Source organism: Streptomyces sp. CA189, from assembly GCF_056428985.1.
Genome location: NZ_JBWJVM010000089.1, coordinates 15308 through 32484, shown reverse-complemented (window position 1 = coordinate 32484; position 17177 = coordinate 15308). Strand labels below are relative to the sequence as shown.

The 17177-nt window shown below is 72.8% G+C and carries 16 protein-coding genes and 1 pseudogene; 10 read left to right on the top strand and 7 right to left on the bottom strand.

From position 1 onward, the window contains the following. A partial coding sequence (locus AC061S_RS38355) for a (Fe-S)-binding protein (protein WP_478690495.1) occupies positions 1 to 808 on the top strand: 808 nt, incomplete at its 5' end. A gap of 57 nt (positions 809 to 865) precedes the next feature. Further along, positions 866 to 1894, top strand: coding sequence for an EamA family transporter (locus tag AC061S_RS38350; protein WP_478690494.1), 1029 nt, complete (start codon positions 866 to 868; stop codon positions 1892 to 1894). On the opposite strand, the gene AC061S_RS38345 is transcribed toward AC061S_RS38350, so the two are convergent. From AC061S_RS38345 to AC061S_RS38330, 4 genes are all read right to left on the bottom strand, one after another. Further along, positions 1855 to 2706 (bottom strand): hypothetical protein, encoded by an 852-nt coding sequence (locus AC061S_RS38345; RefSeq protein ID WP_478690493.1) that lies wholly within the window; start codon positions 2704 to 2706, stop codon positions 1855 to 1857. The genes AC061S_RS38350 and AC061S_RS38345 overlap by 40 nt on opposite strands. A gap of 109 nt (positions 2707 to 2815) precedes the next feature. Continuing rightward, positions 2816 to 3757 carry a hypothetical protein gene (locus AC061S_RS38340; RefSeq protein ID WP_478690492.1) on the bottom strand — a complete coding sequence of 314 codons (942 nt, stop codon included), beginning with the start codon at positions 3755 to 3757 and terminating at the stop codon, positions 2816 to 2818. Between the two features lie 172 nt (positions 3758 to 3929). Continuing rightward, complete coding sequence (locus AC061S_RS38335; RefSeq protein WP_478690491.1) at positions 3930 to 4127, bottom strand: hypothetical protein; 198 nt, start codon at positions 4125 to 4127, stop codon at positions 3930 to 3932. A gap of 67 nt (positions 4128 to 4194) precedes the next feature. Continuing rightward, entirely contained in the window at positions 4195 to 5229 is a 1035-nt protein-coding gene (locus AC061S_RS38330) for a helix-turn-helix transcriptional regulator (protein WP_478690490.1), read from the bottom strand. A gap of 95 nt (positions 5230 to 5324) precedes the next feature. Here AC061S_RS38330 and AC061S_RS38325 point away from each other — a divergent pair, with 95 nt between their 5' ends. Further along, a complete protein-coding gene (locus tag AC061S_RS38325) occupies positions 5325 to 5798 on the top strand; it encodes a hypothetical protein (protein WP_478690489.1) in 474 nt (157 codons plus the stop codon). Between the two features lie 47 nt (positions 5799 to 5845). Here the strand turns inward: AC061S_RS38325 and AC061S_RS38320 are convergent. Beyond that, positions 5846 to 6217: pseudogene (locus tag AC061S_RS38320) on the bottom strand (HAD family hydrolase); the annotation flags it as partial. A 12-nt stretch (positions 6218 to 6229) separates the two neighbouring features. Between AC061S_RS38320 and tnpA the strand changes: the two are divergent. Further along, positions 6230 to 6658: an IS200/IS605 family transposase gene (gene tnpA, locus AC061S_RS38315; protein ID WP_478690488.1), complete on the top strand. Its 429-nt coding sequence runs from the start codon at positions 6230 to 6232 to the stop codon at positions 6656 to 6658. 97 nt (positions 6659 to 6755) lie between these two features. Here tnpA and AC061S_RS38310 read toward each other — a convergent pair whose 3' ends face one another. Continuing rightward, the gene (locus tag AC061S_RS38310; RefSeq protein WP_478690487.1) at positions 6756 to 7115 is read right to left on the bottom strand and encodes a hypothetical protein; all 360 of its coding nucleotides are present in this window, start codon (positions 7113 to 7115) and stop codon (positions 6756 to 6758) included. A gap of 343 nt (positions 7116 to 7458) precedes the next feature. Here AC061S_RS38310 and AC061S_RS38305 point away from each other — a divergent pair, with 343 nt between their 5' ends. From AC061S_RS38305 to AC061S_RS38280, 6 genes are all read left to right on the top strand, one after another. Further along, positions 7459 to 8274, top strand: coding sequence for a TIGR03084 family metal-binding protein (locus AC061S_RS38305; protein WP_478690486.1), 816 nt, complete (start codon positions 7459 to 7461; stop codon positions 8272 to 8274). Beyond that, positions 8205 to 10190 (top strand): acyclic terpene utilization AtuA family protein, encoded by a 1986-nt coding sequence (locus tag AC061S_RS38300; protein WP_478690485.1) that lies wholly within the window; start codon positions 8205 to 8207, stop codon positions 10188 to 10190. Before AC061S_RS38305 ends, AC061S_RS38300 begins: the two co-directional genes overlap by 70 nt. After that, a complete protein-coding gene (locus AC061S_RS38295; RefSeq protein WP_478690484.1) occupies positions 10187 to 11794 on the top strand; it encodes an acyl-CoA carboxylase subunit beta in 1608 nt (535 codons plus the stop codon). Before AC061S_RS38300 ends, AC061S_RS38295 begins: the two co-directional genes overlap by 4 nt. 8 nt (positions 11795 to 11802) lie before the next feature. Continuing rightward, positions 11803 to 13755 (top strand): acetyl/propionyl/methylcrotonyl-CoA carboxylase subunit alpha, encoded by a 1953-nt coding sequence (locus AC061S_RS38290; protein ID WP_478690483.1) that lies wholly within the window; start codon positions 11803 to 11805, stop codon positions 13753 to 13755. Then, a complete protein-coding gene (locus tag AC061S_RS38285) occupies positions 13752 to 14942 on the top strand; it encodes an acyl-CoA dehydrogenase family protein (protein WP_478690482.1) in 1191 nt (396 codons plus the stop codon). The genes AC061S_RS38290 and AC061S_RS38285 overlap by 4 nt, the downstream gene beginning before the upstream one ends. 162 nt (positions 14943 to 15104) lie before the next feature. Beyond that, positions 15105 to 15851, top strand: coding sequence for an enoyl-CoA hydratase family protein (locus AC061S_RS38280; protein WP_478690481.1), 747 nt, complete (start codon positions 15105 to 15107; stop codon positions 15849 to 15851). 50 nt (positions 15852 to 15901) lie between these two features. On the opposite strand, the gene AC061S_RS38275 is transcribed toward AC061S_RS38280, so the two are convergent. Beyond that, positions 15902 to 17092: an RNA-guided endonuclease InsQ/TnpB family protein gene (locus tag AC061S_RS38275; RefSeq protein WP_478690497.1), complete on the bottom strand. Its 1191-nt coding sequence runs from the start codon at positions 17090 to 17092 to the stop codon at positions 15902 to 15904. Positions 17093 to 17177 lie beyond the last annotated feature (85 nt).

Genomic DNA, 17177 nt, shown 5'->3' with positions numbered 1-17177 from the left:
GGGGGGTCTGGGGGGGAGCCCCAGGGGGTCCGGGGCGCAGCCCCGGGGAACGGTGGAAGGGAGGGTAGGGGACGGCCGCCCGCAGGGCACGCCCGGCACCGTCGTGACGGTGTGGCCGGACACGTTCACGGAGCACCTCGCGCCCGAGGCCGGCCACGCCGCGGTCCGGGTCCTGCGGGCCGCCGGCCTGGAGCCCGTGGTGCCGGAGGGTCGCGTCTGCTGCGGGCTGACCTACATCTCCACAGGCCGCCTGGACGCCGCCCGCAGGGTCCTGCGCCGCACCCTGGACGCCGTGGGCGACCCGCGAGGGCCCGTCACCGTCCTCGAACCGAGCTGCGCGGCAGCGCTCCGCACCGATCTGCCCGCCCTGCTCCCGGAGGACCCCCGCGCACCCCGTCTCGCAGCGGCCGTCCGAACCTTCGCCGAGACCCTGGAGGAGTACGCCCCGCACTGGCAGCCGCCCCGCCTCGACCGGCCGGTCGCCGGCCAGACCCACTGCCACCAGCACGCCGTCCTCGGCGACGCCCCCGACCGCCGGCTGCGCGAGCGCGCCGGGCTGACGGGGGAGCTCAGCGGCGGCTGCTGCGGGCTCGCGGGCAACTTCGGCTTCGAGCCCGGCCACCACGCGGTCTCCGTGGCCTGCGCCGAGGAGCAGCTCCTGCCGTCGCTGCGGGCGGCCGCGCCGGGTACGGAGGTGCTGGCGGACGGGTTCTCCTGCCGGACCCAGATCGCGCAGCTCGCCGGCGGCCGGGCCCGCCACCTGGCGGAGGTGCTGGCGGAGGGCTTGCCGGATGGAGAGCAGATGTAAGCAGATGTAAGGCAAAACACGGACACACGGTGCTTACCAACCCCCTAATCTGGATAAATGCCCGCACCCTCCTCCCCCACGAGCACCGCCACGCCCACCGAGCCCTCGCAAGCGACGGCGGCGGCCCCCGCCACGGCCCGCGCCCCCGCCCCCGCCACCGACACGGCCCCCGCGGACGGCTCCTTCCGGGCCCGCTTCGGCCCCGTCGCCCTGGTGGTCACGGCGGGCGTGTCGGTGCAGTTCGGCGCCGCCCTCGCGGTGATGCTCATGCCGCGGGCGGGCGCGGCCGGCGTGGTCACGCTGCGCCTCGCCGCGGCCGCGCTGGTGCTGCTGCTCGTCTGCAGGCCCAAGGTGCGCGGCTACTCCCGCGCCGACTGGTCGACCGTGGTGTGGTTCGGTGTCGCCATGGCCGGCATGAACGGGTTCATCTACCAGGCCATCGACCGCATCCCCCTCGGCCCCGCCGTCACCCTGGAGGTACTGGGCCCGCTGGTGCTCTCCGTCGTGGTCTCCCGCCGGCTGCTGAACCTGCTGTGGGCCGGGCTGGCGCTGGCCGGAGTCGTCCTCCTGTCCACCCACGGCGGAGGCGGCCTCGGCGGCCTCGACCCGCTGGGCGTGGCCTTCGCCCTCGCGGCGGGCGGCATGTGGGCGGCGTACATCGTGTTCAGCGCGCGGACCGGCCGCCGGTTCCCGCAGGCCGACGGGCTGGCGCTGGCGATGGCCGTGGCCGCCGTACTGTCCCTGCCGCTCGGCGTGATCGAGGCCGGCTCGGCCCTGCTGCGCCCCAGCACCCTGATCCTGGGCCTCGGCGTGGCGGTGCTGTCCTCGGTCCTGCCCTACACGCTGGAACTGCTCGCCCTGCGCAGGCTCCCGGCGCCGACCTTCGCGATCCTGATGAGCCTGGAGCCCGCGATCGCCGCGACGGCCGGGTTCCTGATCCTGAACCAGGCGCTGTCGGCGCTCGACGCGGCGGCGATCGCGCTGGTCATCGTGGCGAGCATGGGCGCGGTCCGCTCACAGACCCGCCTGCGGCCGCCGTCCGGTGCTCAGGCCGTCGTGGAGGGGGCCAGCGCGGGCAGGAACTGATCGTAGAAACCGGCTTTGAGGCGCAGCGCCCGCTCCTCGGTTTCCTTGAAGCCGGTCGCCCGGTCCACGCCGTCGACCCCGTCCGCGCCGTCGACCCCGTCCATCCTGCCCGTCTCGTCCGCCCCGCCCGCACGGCCGAGCAGCTCGGTCACCCGCGCGGCCAGCCGGTCGGAGTGGGTGTCGGACAGCATGGACACGGTCGCGAGCGATTGCGTCTTCGCGTCGTGGACCAAGTGCGGGTGGTAGAAGCGCGAACGGTTCCGGCCGCCGCCCTCGCCCGTGAACAGCGGTCCCATCCGCTCCCACAGCCGTCCGTACTCGACGGAGACCAATACCTCGCCCCAGAAGCGGAGGAAGGTCAGCAGCCGCAGGTCGGCGTCGGCGTGGCCGCCCGCCTCCGCGATCAGTTCGAGGGTGTCGGTGATGGCGCGCCTCGTCGCGGCCGTGGGCCTCGACGCCACCAGGGCCTCCCTGGACACTCCGAGCCGGCGCAGGTCCTCCGTCATGTCCTCGCGGTGCGAGGGCTCGTGCCCCGTGGCGCCCGGGTACTCCTCGCGCAGGATGACCCGGGCGATCCGGAGCCCCTCCTCGTCGCGCAGCAGGTCGATGGCCAGGTCGTAGGACGGGGTGAACGCGAGCGATACGAAGCGCCGCTGGAGGAGGAGCGCGGTGAAGTCCTCGTCGGGCAGCCGGGTGATGTTCGCCAGGACCGGATGCTCCTCGAAGCGCTCGATCAGCCCGTTCTCGAACGCGTCCAGCCCGTGAAGCCCGTCCAGCCCGTCCTTCTCGCCCGGGGCACCCAAGTCGTGCATGGCCGTACCTTTCCGTGGATCTGTGTCTGTGTCTGTGTCTGTTTCCGTGTCTGCATCCGGATCTAGATCTGGACCCGGACCTGGACCTGGACCCGGACCTGGACCCGGATCACCAGCTGATGTTTCTGAGCGACTCGCGCCAGTCGGCCAGGGCCACGTCGCGGCCGATCGCCCACAGCGTGTCCAGCTCCCGCTGGACCTGCCGGCCCATCGCCGTGTCACAGCCGTCGATCTCGGTCTGCGCGGAGTTGATCGCGAGCTGGCGGTGCAGGAACGAACTGACCAGAAAGTGCTCGTCGGCCTTGTGCACGGCGATGGACGGCAGGGAGTTGTACACCCGCACGCTGAGCAGCGCCCGGCCCGCAGGTCCGACCGCCCTGTGCAGCTCCGCGAGGCCGGCCAGGCACATCTCGACCCGGGCCTTCACGTCCAGCGCGAGGGCGGGGTCCCGTACGGAGCGCAGTGCCTCGTCGCGCAGGCCCGCCACGGGGGAAGACGGGTACAGGAGCATGATGCGCACCGGAACCCCGTGGTCCACCAGGGCCTTCTCCAGTGCGGGCTGGAGGTGTTCCAGGTTGGGCATGAAGGTCTGCAGGATGGCCACCTCCTGGGTGGCGGCCTCGACGAACGCGTTGAACCGCTCGCCGGGGAACTCCGCGTGCACCCGGATCACGCCGAGGTAGTTCTCCTGCTTGAGCTGCTGCGCGACGGTGTCGATGTCGAGCTTGGCGAGCTGCGTCCGGAGGGTGTGGTCGAGCCGGGTGACCTGCGCCTCGACCGTCTCGTCCAGGCCGGTGATCCGGATGCGGACGGTCTCGCCCAGCTCGGTCAACTGGTCCTGGACCACGTCGAGCTTGCGCAGGCGGTCGATCTCCAGCAGGAGGAACACGGTGACCGTGCTCAGGATGAGCAGGGTCACCTTCGGGAGCGCGCCTCCGGGAGCGAGGGCGTCCAGCCACCCGAAGAGGTCGGCGATCAGCACCACGACGCCCGATATGGACATCAGGGCCAGCGCGATCCGTTCCACGCGATAGCGAACGTCGACACTCATCTCGCTCCAGCCCCCCGTGCCCGGTACCCCGTACCTGATACCTGGTACCTGGTACCGCGTACCTCGTGCCCGTCGTGGTCGGCGATGACGCTATACCGACTCCCGTTGTTCCAGGGAGGTTTAAGGGCCGCTTCGGGGTGGGACGGGGCGAGTTCAGGCCACGCCGGTCCCGTCAGCTCCAGATGATGTCGCCGGCCGGCCGGGGCGTCACGTCGGCGTGCTGGACGTTCGCCTCGACGTGGGTCGTCCCGGAGCCGGAGCCCGCGGAGTCCCCGTCCGGGAAGTCCTGGCCCCAGCCGCTGGCCATGGCGACGCCCAGCGCGAGGGCGCTCAGGGCGGCAGTGGCGAAGTACATCCGAGGAGTCGTCATGCGGGGAGCATCCCAGCCGCCCGCACCGGAGGGAAGGCCTCACCCGAACCGGTCCGCGGCCCCGTTCTCACCCCGGCCCATCCGCGCCCGAGTCCGCGCCCGCGTCCCCCGCCGTCCCGTAGCGGGCCGCCGTCGCGGCGGCTGCCGCTCCGATGCGCCGGCGCAGGGCCGCCGGGGCGAGCACCTCCGCCTCCGCGCCGAGCTCCAGGAACTGCGCCTCCGCGTGGTCCTGCGACTCGATCGGCAGGACCACCCGTGTCCACCCGGGCAGCCCCGGGTCCGGGGTCCCCGTGGCGGCCAGGGCCCTGGCCTGGGCGCCGGTCAGCCGGGCGGCCGCGCGCGCGGAAACCCGTACCTCCGCCTCCTCCGGGTACAGCCGCTCGTGGAACTCCGCCTGGGTGCGCCGCCAGTGGGAGGCGAGCTCGAAGCCGTCGGGGAGCGCGCATTCCTCGGCGGTCTCCCGCAGCGCCAGGATCTGGTCCACGCGGTAGGTGCGCGGGGGCGCGGTCGCGCCTGCCGTGCCCGCCGCGCCTGCCGTGCCCGCGACCAGGTACCAGCGCCCCGCCTTCAGGACCAGCCCGTACGGGGCCAGTCGCCGGTCCACCTCGTGGGGTTCCTTCCAGCGCCGGTACCGGACCTCGACGACCCGTCCCCGCCAGACCGCGTCGGCGACCCGCCCCAGGTGCGGGGTCTCCTCGTGCTCCGCGTACCAGCCGGGCGCGTCCAGGTGGAACCGCAGCCGCATCCGGTCGGCCTGCGCACGCAGGTCCGGGGGCAGGGCGGCGCGCAGCTTCAGCTGAGCGGTGGACAGGGCGCGGCCGAGGCCGAGTTCGGCGGCCGGTCCCGGCAACGAGGTGAGGAAGAGGGCCTCCGCCTCGCCCGGGGCCAGCCCGGTGAGGCGGGTGCGGTAGCCGTCGAGGAGCTGGTAGCCGCCGCTGTGCCCGGCGTCGCCGTACAGCGGGACGCCGGCGGCGGCCAACGCCTCCGCGTCGCGGTAGACCGTACGGACCGACACCTCCAGCTCCTCAGCGAGCTCGGCGGCGGTCATCCGGCCCCGGGTCTGGAGCAGGAGCAGGATCGAGAGCAGGCGGCTGGACTTCACTGGGACTTCACTGCCACAGGATGTCAGTGGAGTGCTCCTACGGTTGCCCCATCAGCGCAGAGAGCGGCAGAGAACAGTTGTTGGGGAGACCGCACATGAACGACTTCGACTTCCTCGTCGGCACCTGGGACGTGTCCAACCGGTGGCTCGCCGACTTCCTGGACGCGGACAGCGGCTGGGAGGCGTTTCCGGCGGTGTCCCGGGCCGGCCGCCACTTCGACGGCGCCGCGAGCTTCGACGAGATCGAGTTCCCGACGAAGGGCTTCGCCGGCCTGACCCTGCGGCTCTACGAGCCCGAGCGCGACCTCTGGACCCTCAACTGGGCGAGCCGCCGGACCGGAACGCTCTTCCCACCCGTCACCGGACGGTTCGACGCGGGCACGGGGACGGGCGTCTTCGAGGGCGAGGACACCTACGAGGGCACGGCGGTCCGGGTGCGCTTCGTGTGGTCGGGGACGGGGACGGACTCCCCGCGCTGGGAACAGTTCTTCTCGGCCGACGGCGCCGCGAGCTGGGTCCACAACTGGACGATGGACTTCAGCCGTCGGGCGGCCGGCGCTGCCGCCTGATCCCGGGAAGGCTCCTACGCCTCGACTACGCCTGCCTCGGCTACGCCTCAGAGGAGCCGGAGGGACGCGAGCGCCGAGCCGAGCCCGCTCGGCCGCTGCTCGACCGGCAGGTGCTCGACCAGCCGGACCGGGCAGCCCAGCGCCGCGGCCCCCGCGTCCGCGACGGCGTCGTCGCCGACCATGAGCACGTCCGCGGGCGCCGCCCCGAGGGCCTCGCAGGCGGCCTGGAAGAGGCGCGGATCGGGCTTCTGGACTCCGTGCTCGAAGGAGAGCACGTACGCGTCGACGAACCGGTCGACCCCGTGGGCGCGGAAGACGGGGCGCAGGTCCCAGCCGATGTTGCTGACGACGGCGACGGGGACGCCCCGTTCGCGCAGGGCGGCGAGGGTGGCCGCGGTATCGGGATAGGGCCGCCAGGCTAGCATTGGTTTATGTCACCGCGCTGGAACCCGAATCCCGATGTCAGAACCGGTCGCCATGCTGTCTACAACCTGCACGTTCACTTGGTTTTCGTCACCAAGTACAGGCGGAAAGCGTTCACCGGCGCCATGCTGACCCGCACTGAAGAGATCATGCGGGAGGTCTGCGCCGACTTCGAGGCCGAGCTGAAGCAGTTCAACGGAGAACAAGACCACGTGCACCTGCTCGTGCACTACCCGCCCAAAGTCCAGCTCTCCAAGCTGGTCAACTCCCTCAAGGGCGTCAGCTCCCGCAGGCTCCACCAGGAGTACGACAGCCATGTCCGCCGGTACCTGTGGGGCGGACGCTTCTGGTCCGGCTCCTACTTCGCAGGATCATGCGGCGGGGCACCCTTGACCGTCGTCAAGCAGTACATCGAAAACCAGCAGCGTCCCGTCTGACCGTCACCACGGAAGCGCAGAGCCCTCCGGCGCTCCGCGCCTCCGACCCCAAGGATGGCCTTCACCCCCGCCCTGAAGGGCGGAGCACTGGCCAAGATCAGAGGTAGAGGGCGTCGGCCAGCTCGGCGGAGGGCAGCGGCACCTCGCGGGCGAGGGCGGTGTAGGCGGCCCGGTGCTGCTCGGGACTCAGGTCCCGCTCCCGCCACAGCGGCTCCAGCCGAGCCGGCAGCCGGCGCGGCGAGGCGCCGCCCGGCAGGGCGCCCGCCTCTTCCAGCAGGGCGGCACAGGCGGTGAGTTCGGCCTCGGGCAGGTCGAGCCCGGCGTCCGCCACGACCGCGCGCAGCCAGTCCTCGGTGGGCTCGACGCGGAAGAGCGTGCCGGAGAAGTCGAACATCACGCCCTTGACGGAACCCGTGAGCACGTCCTCGTCCCCGCCTCTGTCCTTGCGCTCGGCCATGAGAGCGATCCTTGCCGCGGACGCACACCCCGCGCAAGCCCCGCCCGGGCACCGGTGGGCCGTGGCGGTTGGCGACGGCGGCATCCGGGCCGGAGCCGGAGCCGGAGCCGTGCTTGTACCCGGGCTGGTGCCCGTGCCTGGGCTGGTGCCCGTGCCTGGGCTGGTGCCCGTGCCCGGGCCGGGGCCCGTACCCGGCCCCGGAGGCCCCACGGCGCCCGGCCGGTCGTCCCAAGTCCGCGCCCACTCGCCCCCGTTCACCGCCCCAGAAAATAATGCAAGCACGCTTGATTGTTTTGGTGGCGGCTGCCACGCTTCCCCTCACGCCGAGAAGGGGAGCGCACCCGTGCCCGATCCGTCCGCTGTCGAGAACGTCTTCGCCGTCTTCGCCGATCTCCGCGAGGAGGGCCGGGAACTCGACGCCTTGGTCGCGGAGTTGCCGGCCCCCGACTGGGCCAGGGCGACGCCCGCGCCCGGCTGGAGCCTCGCCCACCAGATCGCCCACCTGCACTGGACCGACCGGGCCGCCCTGCTCGCCCTCACCGACGCTCCCGCCTTCGCGGGGCTGGTCGAGGAGGCCCTGAAGGCCCCCGACTCCTTCGTGGACGAAGGGGCCGGGGAGGGCGCCGCACTGGCCCCCGCCGAGCTGCTCGCCCGCTGGCGCACAGGCCGCGCCGCCCTCGACGAGGCGCTCGCCGCGGCCTCGCCCGACGCCAAGTTCCCCTGGTACGGGCCGCCGATGAAGGCCGCCTCGATGGCGAGCGCCCGCCTGATGGAGACCTGGGCGCACGGCCAGGACGTCGCCGACGCGCTCGGGGTGCGCCGCGTGCCGACGGCCCGGCTGCGGCACGTGGCGCGGATCGGGGTCCGGGCCCGCGACTACGCGTACGCCGTACGGGGCCTGCCGGCGCCGGCGGGGGAGTTCCGGGTGGAGCTGACGGCTCCGGGAGCCCGCGCCGAGGTGTGGACGTACGGCCCCGAGGACGCCCCGCAGCGGGTCACCGGCCCGGCGCTCGACTTCTGCCTGCTGGTGACCCAGCGCGCCCACCGCGCCGACCTGGCCCTGACGGCCGCCGGCCCCGACGCCGACCGATGGCTCGACATCGCCCAGGCCTTCGCCGGCCCGGCGGGCCCGGGGCGCGCACCGGGGGACCCCCGGTGACCCGGCGCCCCCTGCTGATCGGCAACGCGTCGGGCTTCTACGGAGACCGCTTCGAGGCCCTGCGCGAGATGCTGACGGACGGCCCCCTCGACGTACTGACCGGGGACTACCTGGCCGAGCTGACCATGCTGATCCTCGGCCGCGACCGGCTGAAGAACCCGGAACTCGGCTACGCCAAAACCTTCCTGCGCCAGTTGGAGGAGTGCCTCGGCCTCGCCCACGAGCGGGGCGTACGGATCGTCGTGAACGCGGGCGGCCTGAACCCGGCGGGACTCGCCGGAGCGGTGCGCGCGCTGGCCGCGAAGCTGTCCGTCCCCGTCTCGGTCGCGCACGTCGAGGGCGACGACCTGATGCCGTACCCGCTGCCGTACGGGCAGCAGGCGCTCACCGCGAACGCCTACCTCGGCGGCGCCGGCATCACGGCCTGCCTGCGGTCGGGCGCGGACGTGGTGGTGACCGGCCGGGTCACGGACGCGGCGCTGGTGAGCGGGCCCGCGGCGTGGTGGTTCGACTGGGCGCCCGACGACCACGACCGGCTGGCCGGGGCGGTGGTGGCGGGCCACGTACTGGAATGCGGCACCCAGGCCACGGGCGGCAACTACGCCTTCTTCACCCGGCACGACGTGTCCCGCCCGGGGTTCCCGCTGGCGGAGATCGCCGAGGACGGCTCGTCGGTGATCACGAAGCACCCGGGCACGGGCGGCGTCGTCTCCGTCGGTACGGTCACGGCGCAACTCCTCTACGAAACCCAGGGGGTCCGCTACCTGGGCCCCGACGTGACGGCCCGCCTGGACACGGTCCGGCTGGCGCGGGCCGGCCGGGACCGGGTCGCGATCTCGGGCACCCGCGGGGAAGCCCCGCCCGCCACCCTCAAGGTGGGCGTGACCCGCATCGGCGGCTGGCGCAACGAGGTCGTCTTCGTCCTGACGGGCCTGGACATCGACGCGAAGGCGGCGCTGGTACGGCAGCAGCTGTCCGGGCTGCTCGCGCCGGTGGAGTCGGTCTCCTGGACGCTGTCCCGTACGGACCACGAGGACGCGTCGACCGAGGAGACCGCGAGCGCACTGCTCCGCCTGGTGGTCCGCGACCCGTCCCCCGACCGGGTGGGCCGCCCCCTGACCTCGGCGGCCATCGAACTGGCCCTGGCCAGCTACCCGGGCTTCCACGTCACGGCCCCCCCGTCCCCGGCCCAGCCGTACGGAGGCTTCACCGCGACCACGGTCCCCGCGGGCCAGGTCCCCCACACGGCAGTCCTCGCGGACGGCACCCGCCTGGCACATCAAGCCCCGCCGGCGTTCGAGCCGCGGGGGCCCGGGGCGCAGCCCGGGCCCGGGGGCCCGGGGGCCGAGCCCCCGGTTTCGGGAAGGGGTGGGGTGGGGGAAAGCCCCGCAGGGCCCGGGCCGACACCCCCCACGCAGGGGGCGCCGGTGGCACCGGAGTCGGCCACACCGGGCACGCCGGGCACGCCGGGCACGCCGGAGTCGGCCACACCGGGGCCGGGCACGCCGCAGGCCCCGAGCGGGCCCCCCACCCGCAAGGTGCCCCTCGGCACCATCGTCGGGGCCCGCAGCGGCGACAAGGGCGGGGACGCCAATGTCGGGCTGTGGGCCGAGAGCGACCCCGCCTGGGAGTGGCTCCACCGCACCCTCACCGTCGACGCCTTCAAGCGACTGCTCCCCGAGACCGCCCCACTGGAAGTGACCCGCCACGCACTTCCCAACCTCCGCTCCCTCAACTTCACCGTCACCCGGATCCTCGGCGACGGCGTAGCCTCCGGCCACCGCTTCGACCCCCAGGCCAAGGCCCTCGGCGAATGGCTCCGCTCCCGCCACCTGGACATCCCCACCACCCTGCTGGGCGATCCACCCGGCGACGGCGACAGCCCCGAGACCACCACCCCGGAGGGGACCCCGTGACCCGCCTCAAGAGCGCCGTCGACCCGCTCGCCGCCGAGCACACGCAGGCCCGTACCGCCGCCCTGGACCGCCTCGCCGAGCTCGATGCCGCGCACGCCGCAGCCCTCGCCGGCGGGGGCGAGAAGTACACCGCCCGCCACAAGACCCGCGGCAAGCTCCTCGCCCGCGAGCGGGTGGAACTGCTCCTCGACCCGGACACGCCGTTCCTGGAGCTGTCCCCGCTCGCCGCCTGGGGCAGCGACTACCCGGTCGGCGCCTCCATGGTCACCGGCATCGGCACCGTCGAGGGCGTCGAATGCCTGGTCACCGCCAACGACCCCACCGTCCGCGGCGGCGCCTCCAACCCCTGGACGCTCAAGAAGGCACTCCGCGCCAACGAGATCGCCCGCCAGAACAGACTCCCCTGCATCAGCCTCGTCGAGTCCGGCGGCGCGGATCTCCCCTCCCAGAAGGAGATCTTCATCCCGGGCGGCGCCGTCTTCCGCGACCTCACCCGGCTCTCGGCCGACGGCGTCCCCACCATCGCCGTCGTGTTCGGCAACTCCACCGCCGGAGGCGCGTACATCCCCGGCATGTCCGACCACACCATCATGATCAAGGACCGCTCCAAGGTGTTCCTGGGCGGCCCGCCGCTCGTCAAGATGGCCACGGGCGAGGAGAGCGACGACGAGTCCCTCGGCGGAGCCGACATGCACGCCCGGACCTCCGGCCTCGCCGACTACTACGCCCTCGACGAGCACGACGCCATCCGCCAGGCCCGCCGCGTCGTCGCCCGCCTCAACCACCGCAAGGCCCAACCCGATCCGGCCCGCGCCGAAGAACCCCTCCACGATCCCGAGGAGCTCCTCGGGATCGTCCCCGCCGACCTCAAAACCCCCTTCGACCCCCGCGAGGTCATCGCCCGCATCGTCGACGCCTCCGACTTCGACGAGTTCAAGCCGCTCTACGGCACCAGCCTGGTCACCGGCTGGGCGAGCCTCCACGGCTACCCGGTCGGCATCCTCGCCAACGCCCAAGGAGTGCTGTTCAGCGCGGAATCGCAGAAGGCGGCCCAGTTCATCCAGCTCGCCAACCAGCGCGACATCCCGCTCCTCTTCCTCCACAACACCACCGGCTACATGGTCGGCAAGGAGTACGAGCAGGGCGGCATCATCAAGCACGGCTCGATGATGATCAACGCGGTCTCGAACTCGAAGGTCCCCCACCTCTCCGTCCTCATCGGCGCCAGCTACGGCGCGGGCCACTACGGCATGTGCGGCCGCGCCTACGAGCCCCGCTTCCTCTTCGCCTGGCCCAGTGCCAAGTCCGCCGTCATGGGCCCCGCCCAGCTCGCCGGAGTGCTCTCCATCGTCTCCCGCCAGTCGGCCGCGGCGAAGGGGCACACGTACGACGCCAACGACGAGGAGGCGGACGCCGGCATGCGCGCCTTCGTGGAGGCGCAGATCGAGTCCGAGTCCCTGCCGATGTTCCTGTCCGGACGGCTGTACGACGACGGGGTCATCGACCCGCGCGACACCCGCACCGTCCTCGGCCTGTGCCTGTCGGCCGTCCACAACGCCCCCGTCGAGGGCGCCCGTGGCGGCTTCGGCGTCTTCCGGATGTGAGCCCGCACATGACTCTGAACCCGCCCCACACCACGACCCTGCGCTCCCTCCTCGTCGCCAACCGCGGCGAGATCGCCGTCCGCGTCTTCCGCACGGCCCGCGCCCTGGGCCTGGCCACCGTCGCCGTCCACTCCGACCCCGACACCGACGCCCTGCACGTCCGCGCGGCCGACGCGGCCGTACCGCTGCCCGGCGCGGCCCCCGCCGACACCTACCTGCGCGGCGACCTGCTCATCGGGGCCGCCCTCGCCGCGGGCGCCGACGCCGTCCACCCCGGCTACGGGTTCCTCTCCGAGAACGCGGACTTCGCCCGCGCCGTCCGCGCCGCCGGACTCACCTGGGTCGGCCCGCCGCCCGAGGCCATGGAGGCCATGGCGTCCAAGACCCGGGCCAAGGACCTGATGCGCGCGGCCGGGGTCCCGCTGCTCGACCCCGTCGACCCGCACGCGGCCACCGCCGCCGACCTCCCGCTGCTCCTCAAGGCCGCGGCGGGCGGCGGCGGCCGCGGGATGCGGGTGGTCCGGGACCTCGACTCCCTCAAGGAATCCCTCGAGGCCGCCTCCGCCGAGGCCCTGTCCGCCTTCGGCGACGGAGAGGTCTTCGCCGAGCCCTACGTGGAGCGCGGCCGCCACGTCGAGGTGCAGATCCTCGCCGACTCCCACGGCACCGTCTGGGCACTCGGCACCCGCGACTGCTCCCTCCAGCGGCGCCACCAGAAGGTCATCGAGGAAGCCCCCGCGCCCGGCCTGCCCGAGGCCCTGCGCACCACCCTCCACGAGGCCGCCGTGGCCGCCGCCCGCGCGGTCTCGTACGAGGGGGCGGGCACGGTCGAGTTCCTGGTCACCGCCGACGGCCGCCCGTACTTCCTGGAGATGAACACCCGCCTCCAGGTGGAACACCCCGTCACCGAAGCGGTCTTCGGGATCGACCTCGTCGCCCTGCAACTGCGGATCGCCGAGGGCGCCGCCCTGCCGCTGCACCCTCCCACGCCCGCCGGACACTCCGTCGAGGCCCGCCTCTACGCCGAGGACCCGGCCCAGGACTGGCGTCCGCAGACCGGAACCCTGCACACCCTCGCCGTCCCCGGCGAGGTCCGCGTGGACACCGGTTTCGCCGACGGGGACACCGTCTCCATCCACTACGACGCCATGCTCGCCAAGGTCGTCGCCCACGCCCCGACCCGCGCCGAGGCGGTCCGCGCCCTGGCCCACGCCCTCGCCGGAGCCCGGATCCACGGGCTCACCACCAACCGCGAGCTCCTCGTACGCTCCCTGCGGCAGCCGGATTTCGCGGCCGGCCGGCTCGACACCGGGTTCTACGAACGCCACCTGCCCGCCCTCACCGAGGCCGCCCCGGACGACCCGGCCCCCGTACTCAGTGCGCTCGCCGCCGCCCTCGCGGAGGCCGCCCCCGAGCAGGACGCCCCCCTCGCCGTCCGCCTCGGCGGCTGGCGAAACCTCCGCTCCCAGCCGCAGAGCCGCCGCTACACGGCCGGCGGGACCGCGTACGAAGTCCGCTACCACCCCTCCCGCAGCGGCCTGCCGGAGCTTCTCGACCACCCCGGTGTGCGGGTCATGTCGGCTTCCCGACACGCGGTGACCCTCGAAGTGGACGGCGTCCGGCGGCTGTTCCACGTGAAACAAAAATCGAACACGGCGTACGTGGACTCCGTGCTCGGCTCCCACGCCCTGACCCCCGTCCCCCGGTTCGCGGACCCCCGGGACCGCACCGAACCGGGCTCCCTGCTCGCCCCCATGCCCGGCACCGTCGTCCGCGTAGCCGAGGGCCTCGCCCCCGGCAGCCCCGTCACCGCCGGGCAGCCCCTGCTCTGGCTGGAGGCCATGAAGATGGAGCACCGCATCCTCGCGCCCGCCTCCGGCACGCTCACCGCGCTCCACGCCGCCACCGGCCAACAGGTCGAATTCGGCGCCCTGCTCGCCGTAGTCCAGGAGGAAGCATGAGCTCCACCCCCGGCACCACGACGCTCGGCACCACAACTCTCGAAACTGAAGAACACCAGGCCCTGCGCGCGGCGGTGGCCGCCCTCGGCCGCAAGTACGGCCGCGAGTACCTCGCCCGCATCGCCCGGGAGGGCGGCCACCCCGACGAACTGTGGGCGGACGCCGCCAAGCTGGGCTACCTCGGGGTCAACCTCCCCGAGGAGTACGGCGGCGGGGGCGGCGGCATCGCCGAACTCTCCATCGTCCTCGAAGAACTCGGCGCCGCGGGCTGCCCCCTCCTCATGATGGTCGTCTCACCCGCCATCTGTGGAACGGTCATCGCCCGCTTCGGCACCGAGGCACAGAAGCGGGCCTGGCTCCCCGGCCTCGCGGACGGCACCCGGACCATGGCCTTCGGCATCACCGAACCCGACGCCGGCTCCAACTCCCACCGCATCACCACCACCGCCCGCCGCGACGGCGACGACTGGGTCCTCACCGGCCGCAAGGTCTTCATCTCCGGCGTGGACATCGCCGACGCCACCCTCATCGTGGGCCGCACGGAAGACGCCCGGACGGGCAGCCTCAAGCCCTGCCTGTTCATCGTCCCCCGCGACACCCCCGGTTTCCTGCACACCCCCATCGACATGGAACTCCAGGCGGCGGAGAAGCAGTTCGAGCTGGTCCTGGAAGACGTACGGCTCCCCTCCTCCGCGCTGGTCGGCGACGAGGACGCGGGCCTCCTCCAGCTCTTCGCGGGCCTCAACCCCGAGCGCGTCATGACCGCCGCCTTCGCCATCGGCATGGGCCGCTACGCCCTCGCCCGGGCCGTCGACTACGCGAAGACCCGCCAGGTCTGGAAGGCCCCCATCGGCGCCCACCAGGCCATCGCACACCCCCTGGCAGCCGCCCACATAGAGCTGGAACTGGCCCGCCTGATGATGCAGAAGGCGGCCCACCTCTACGACGCCGGCGACGACATGGGCGCGGGCGAGGCCGCGAACATGGCGAAGTACGCCGCGGGGGAGGCCTGCGTCCGGGCGGTGGACCAGTCCGTCCACACCCTGGGCGGCAACGGCCTCACCCGCGAGTACGGCCTGGCCGCACTGATCGTGGCCTCCCGGGTGGCCCGGATCGCCCCGGTCAGCCGAGAGATGATCCTGAACTTCATCTCCCACCAGACCCTGGGCCTCCCCAAGTCCTACTAGCCGAGCCCCGACGCGGCTGCCGCTGCGCGGGGCCGGGAATCCTCTACCCGCCCTTCGCCCCCAGGGCCAGCCACCCGCAGCCCACCGGAGCCCGCCGCAGGCGACCCGCAGACCCTCCCCGGAGGGGATCCCGACCGCCCGACCACCCCCTCCGGAGGAGACATGCCCCCACTGGTCCACGCCGCGCGAACGCCCGGCCTCACCACCCTCACCCTCGACTCCCCGGCCAACCGCAACGCCCTCTCCGCCCCCCTGGTCCAAGAACTCCGCACCGCCCTGGCCACCGCGGCCACCGAACGAGCGACCCGGGCGGTGGTCCTCACCCACACCGGCTCCACCTTCTGTGCAGGCGCCGACCTCAAGTCCCCCTGCGACCCCGCCGACTTCATGGCTCTGCTCCGGGAGATCGCCGAACTCCCCAAGCCCGTCGTCGCCCGCGTCACCGGCCACGTCCGCGCGGGTGGCCTCGGGCTGCTCGGCGTCTGCGACATCGCCGCCGCCGGGCAGGCGTCCACGTACGCCTTCACCGAGACGCACCTCGGCGTCGTCCCGGCTGTCATCTCCGCACCGCTGCTCCCGCGCCTGGACCCCCGCGCCGCCGCCCGCTACTTCCTGACCGCCGAGGTCTTCGACGCCGCCGAAGCCACCCGCATCGGCCTGCTCACCCTCGACGGCGGGGACGCCGAGGATCTGGACAAGCTCCTGGCCCCCGTCCTGGAAGGTCTCCTCAAGGCGGGCCCCGAGGCCCTGGCCGCGACGAAACGGCTGGTCACCGCCCCGGTGCGGGCTGCCCTGGAGCGGGACGGAGCCGCCCTCACCGAGCTGTCCGCCCGGCACTTCGCCTCCGCCGAGGCCCGCGAGGGCATCAGCGCCCGCTTCGAGCGACGGGACCCGTCATGGCTACGTTGACATCCTCCCCTCCTGAAGGGAGGGGATTCCTAGCTCACTTCGCCTGACACCTAGCAGGTGGCAGGGCTTACAAGATCAGCGCTAGCCGGGTTGAGACCAGCCCGGACGAGCATCACGCGGGCAGAGTTCTTGTCCCTGGGGGACACGATTCCGCACGCGGTGCACGTATACGTTCTCTCGGAAAGAGGTAGGCGGTGCTTGGCTCTCGCTCCGCAGTGTGCGCAGTCCATGGTGGTGTGCGAGGGGTTGACCAGGTGCACGGTCCGGCCGTGCTTGCGGGCCATATCGATCAGCGCCGTCTTGGTGGCGCCGATCGCGGCGTCGGCCGCTTTGCGGGCCATGGTGGTCTTCGCGAGGAACTTCGGCTTGAAGTCCTCCACGGCCAACTGGTCGAAGTCACGGACCACGGACCTCGCCCACTTGCGGCCGGTGTCCTGCCGCTGCCGGGCGATCTTCTTCGACACCTTCGCCGCCGCCCGCCGGGCCCTCTTGTATCCCTTGGTCTCGGGCTTGTTCTTCGGGGTCCGGCGCCGCGCCATCATCCGCTGGTAGTGCGCGAGCTTCGCGGCGGCCGTCATACCGTGCTGGGGGTGGGGCAGGTCGTGGGCGTCGCTGGTGGTGGTCGCGGTCTCCTTCACGCCCCAGTCGACACCGATCACAGCGCCGGTCTCCGGCAGGGCCTCGGTCACGGTGGGGACGACGAACGAGCAGTACCAATGTCCGAGGCTGTCGCGGTACACGCGTACGCTGGACGGCGGTTTGGGCAGCGCACGCGACCACACCACCGTCAGCACGATCCCGCCGGCCAGGCGCAGATGATGGCCCTTGAGCCGGAACCCGCGTTGTGTGTAGTTCAGCGACGGCGCGGCCTCCCGCTTCCGCTTGATGCGGGGCATCCCCGCCCGCTGCCGCATCGGCAGCTTCGCCTTGATGTCCTTGAGCGCCTTCGCCCGGGACTTCGCGAAGTCCCGGATGATCTGTTGCTGAGGCACCGAAGCACCGTTGCGCAGCCAGGACATCGCGGCGCGCGCATCGGTCAGCATCTTGTCGAGCTGCGCCGGCCCGCACGTCGCCTTCGCCTCAGTGTCCTTGTTGAGCTTGTGGACCTTGCGGGACATTGCCACGCACTCGTTCCACACCCAACGACACCGGCCCCACTCCGCTTCCAGAGCGGTACGGGCGGTGGACGACAGGCGCAGCCGGTAGGTGTACCGGGCATGCCCAGCCACCTCATCGGCCATCGCTGCTGTCGTCACGACCGGAAGCTAACACCCGCCACTGACAACGGAAGAGAGCGCAGGTCAGAACAGATGCGCAGAGAACTTC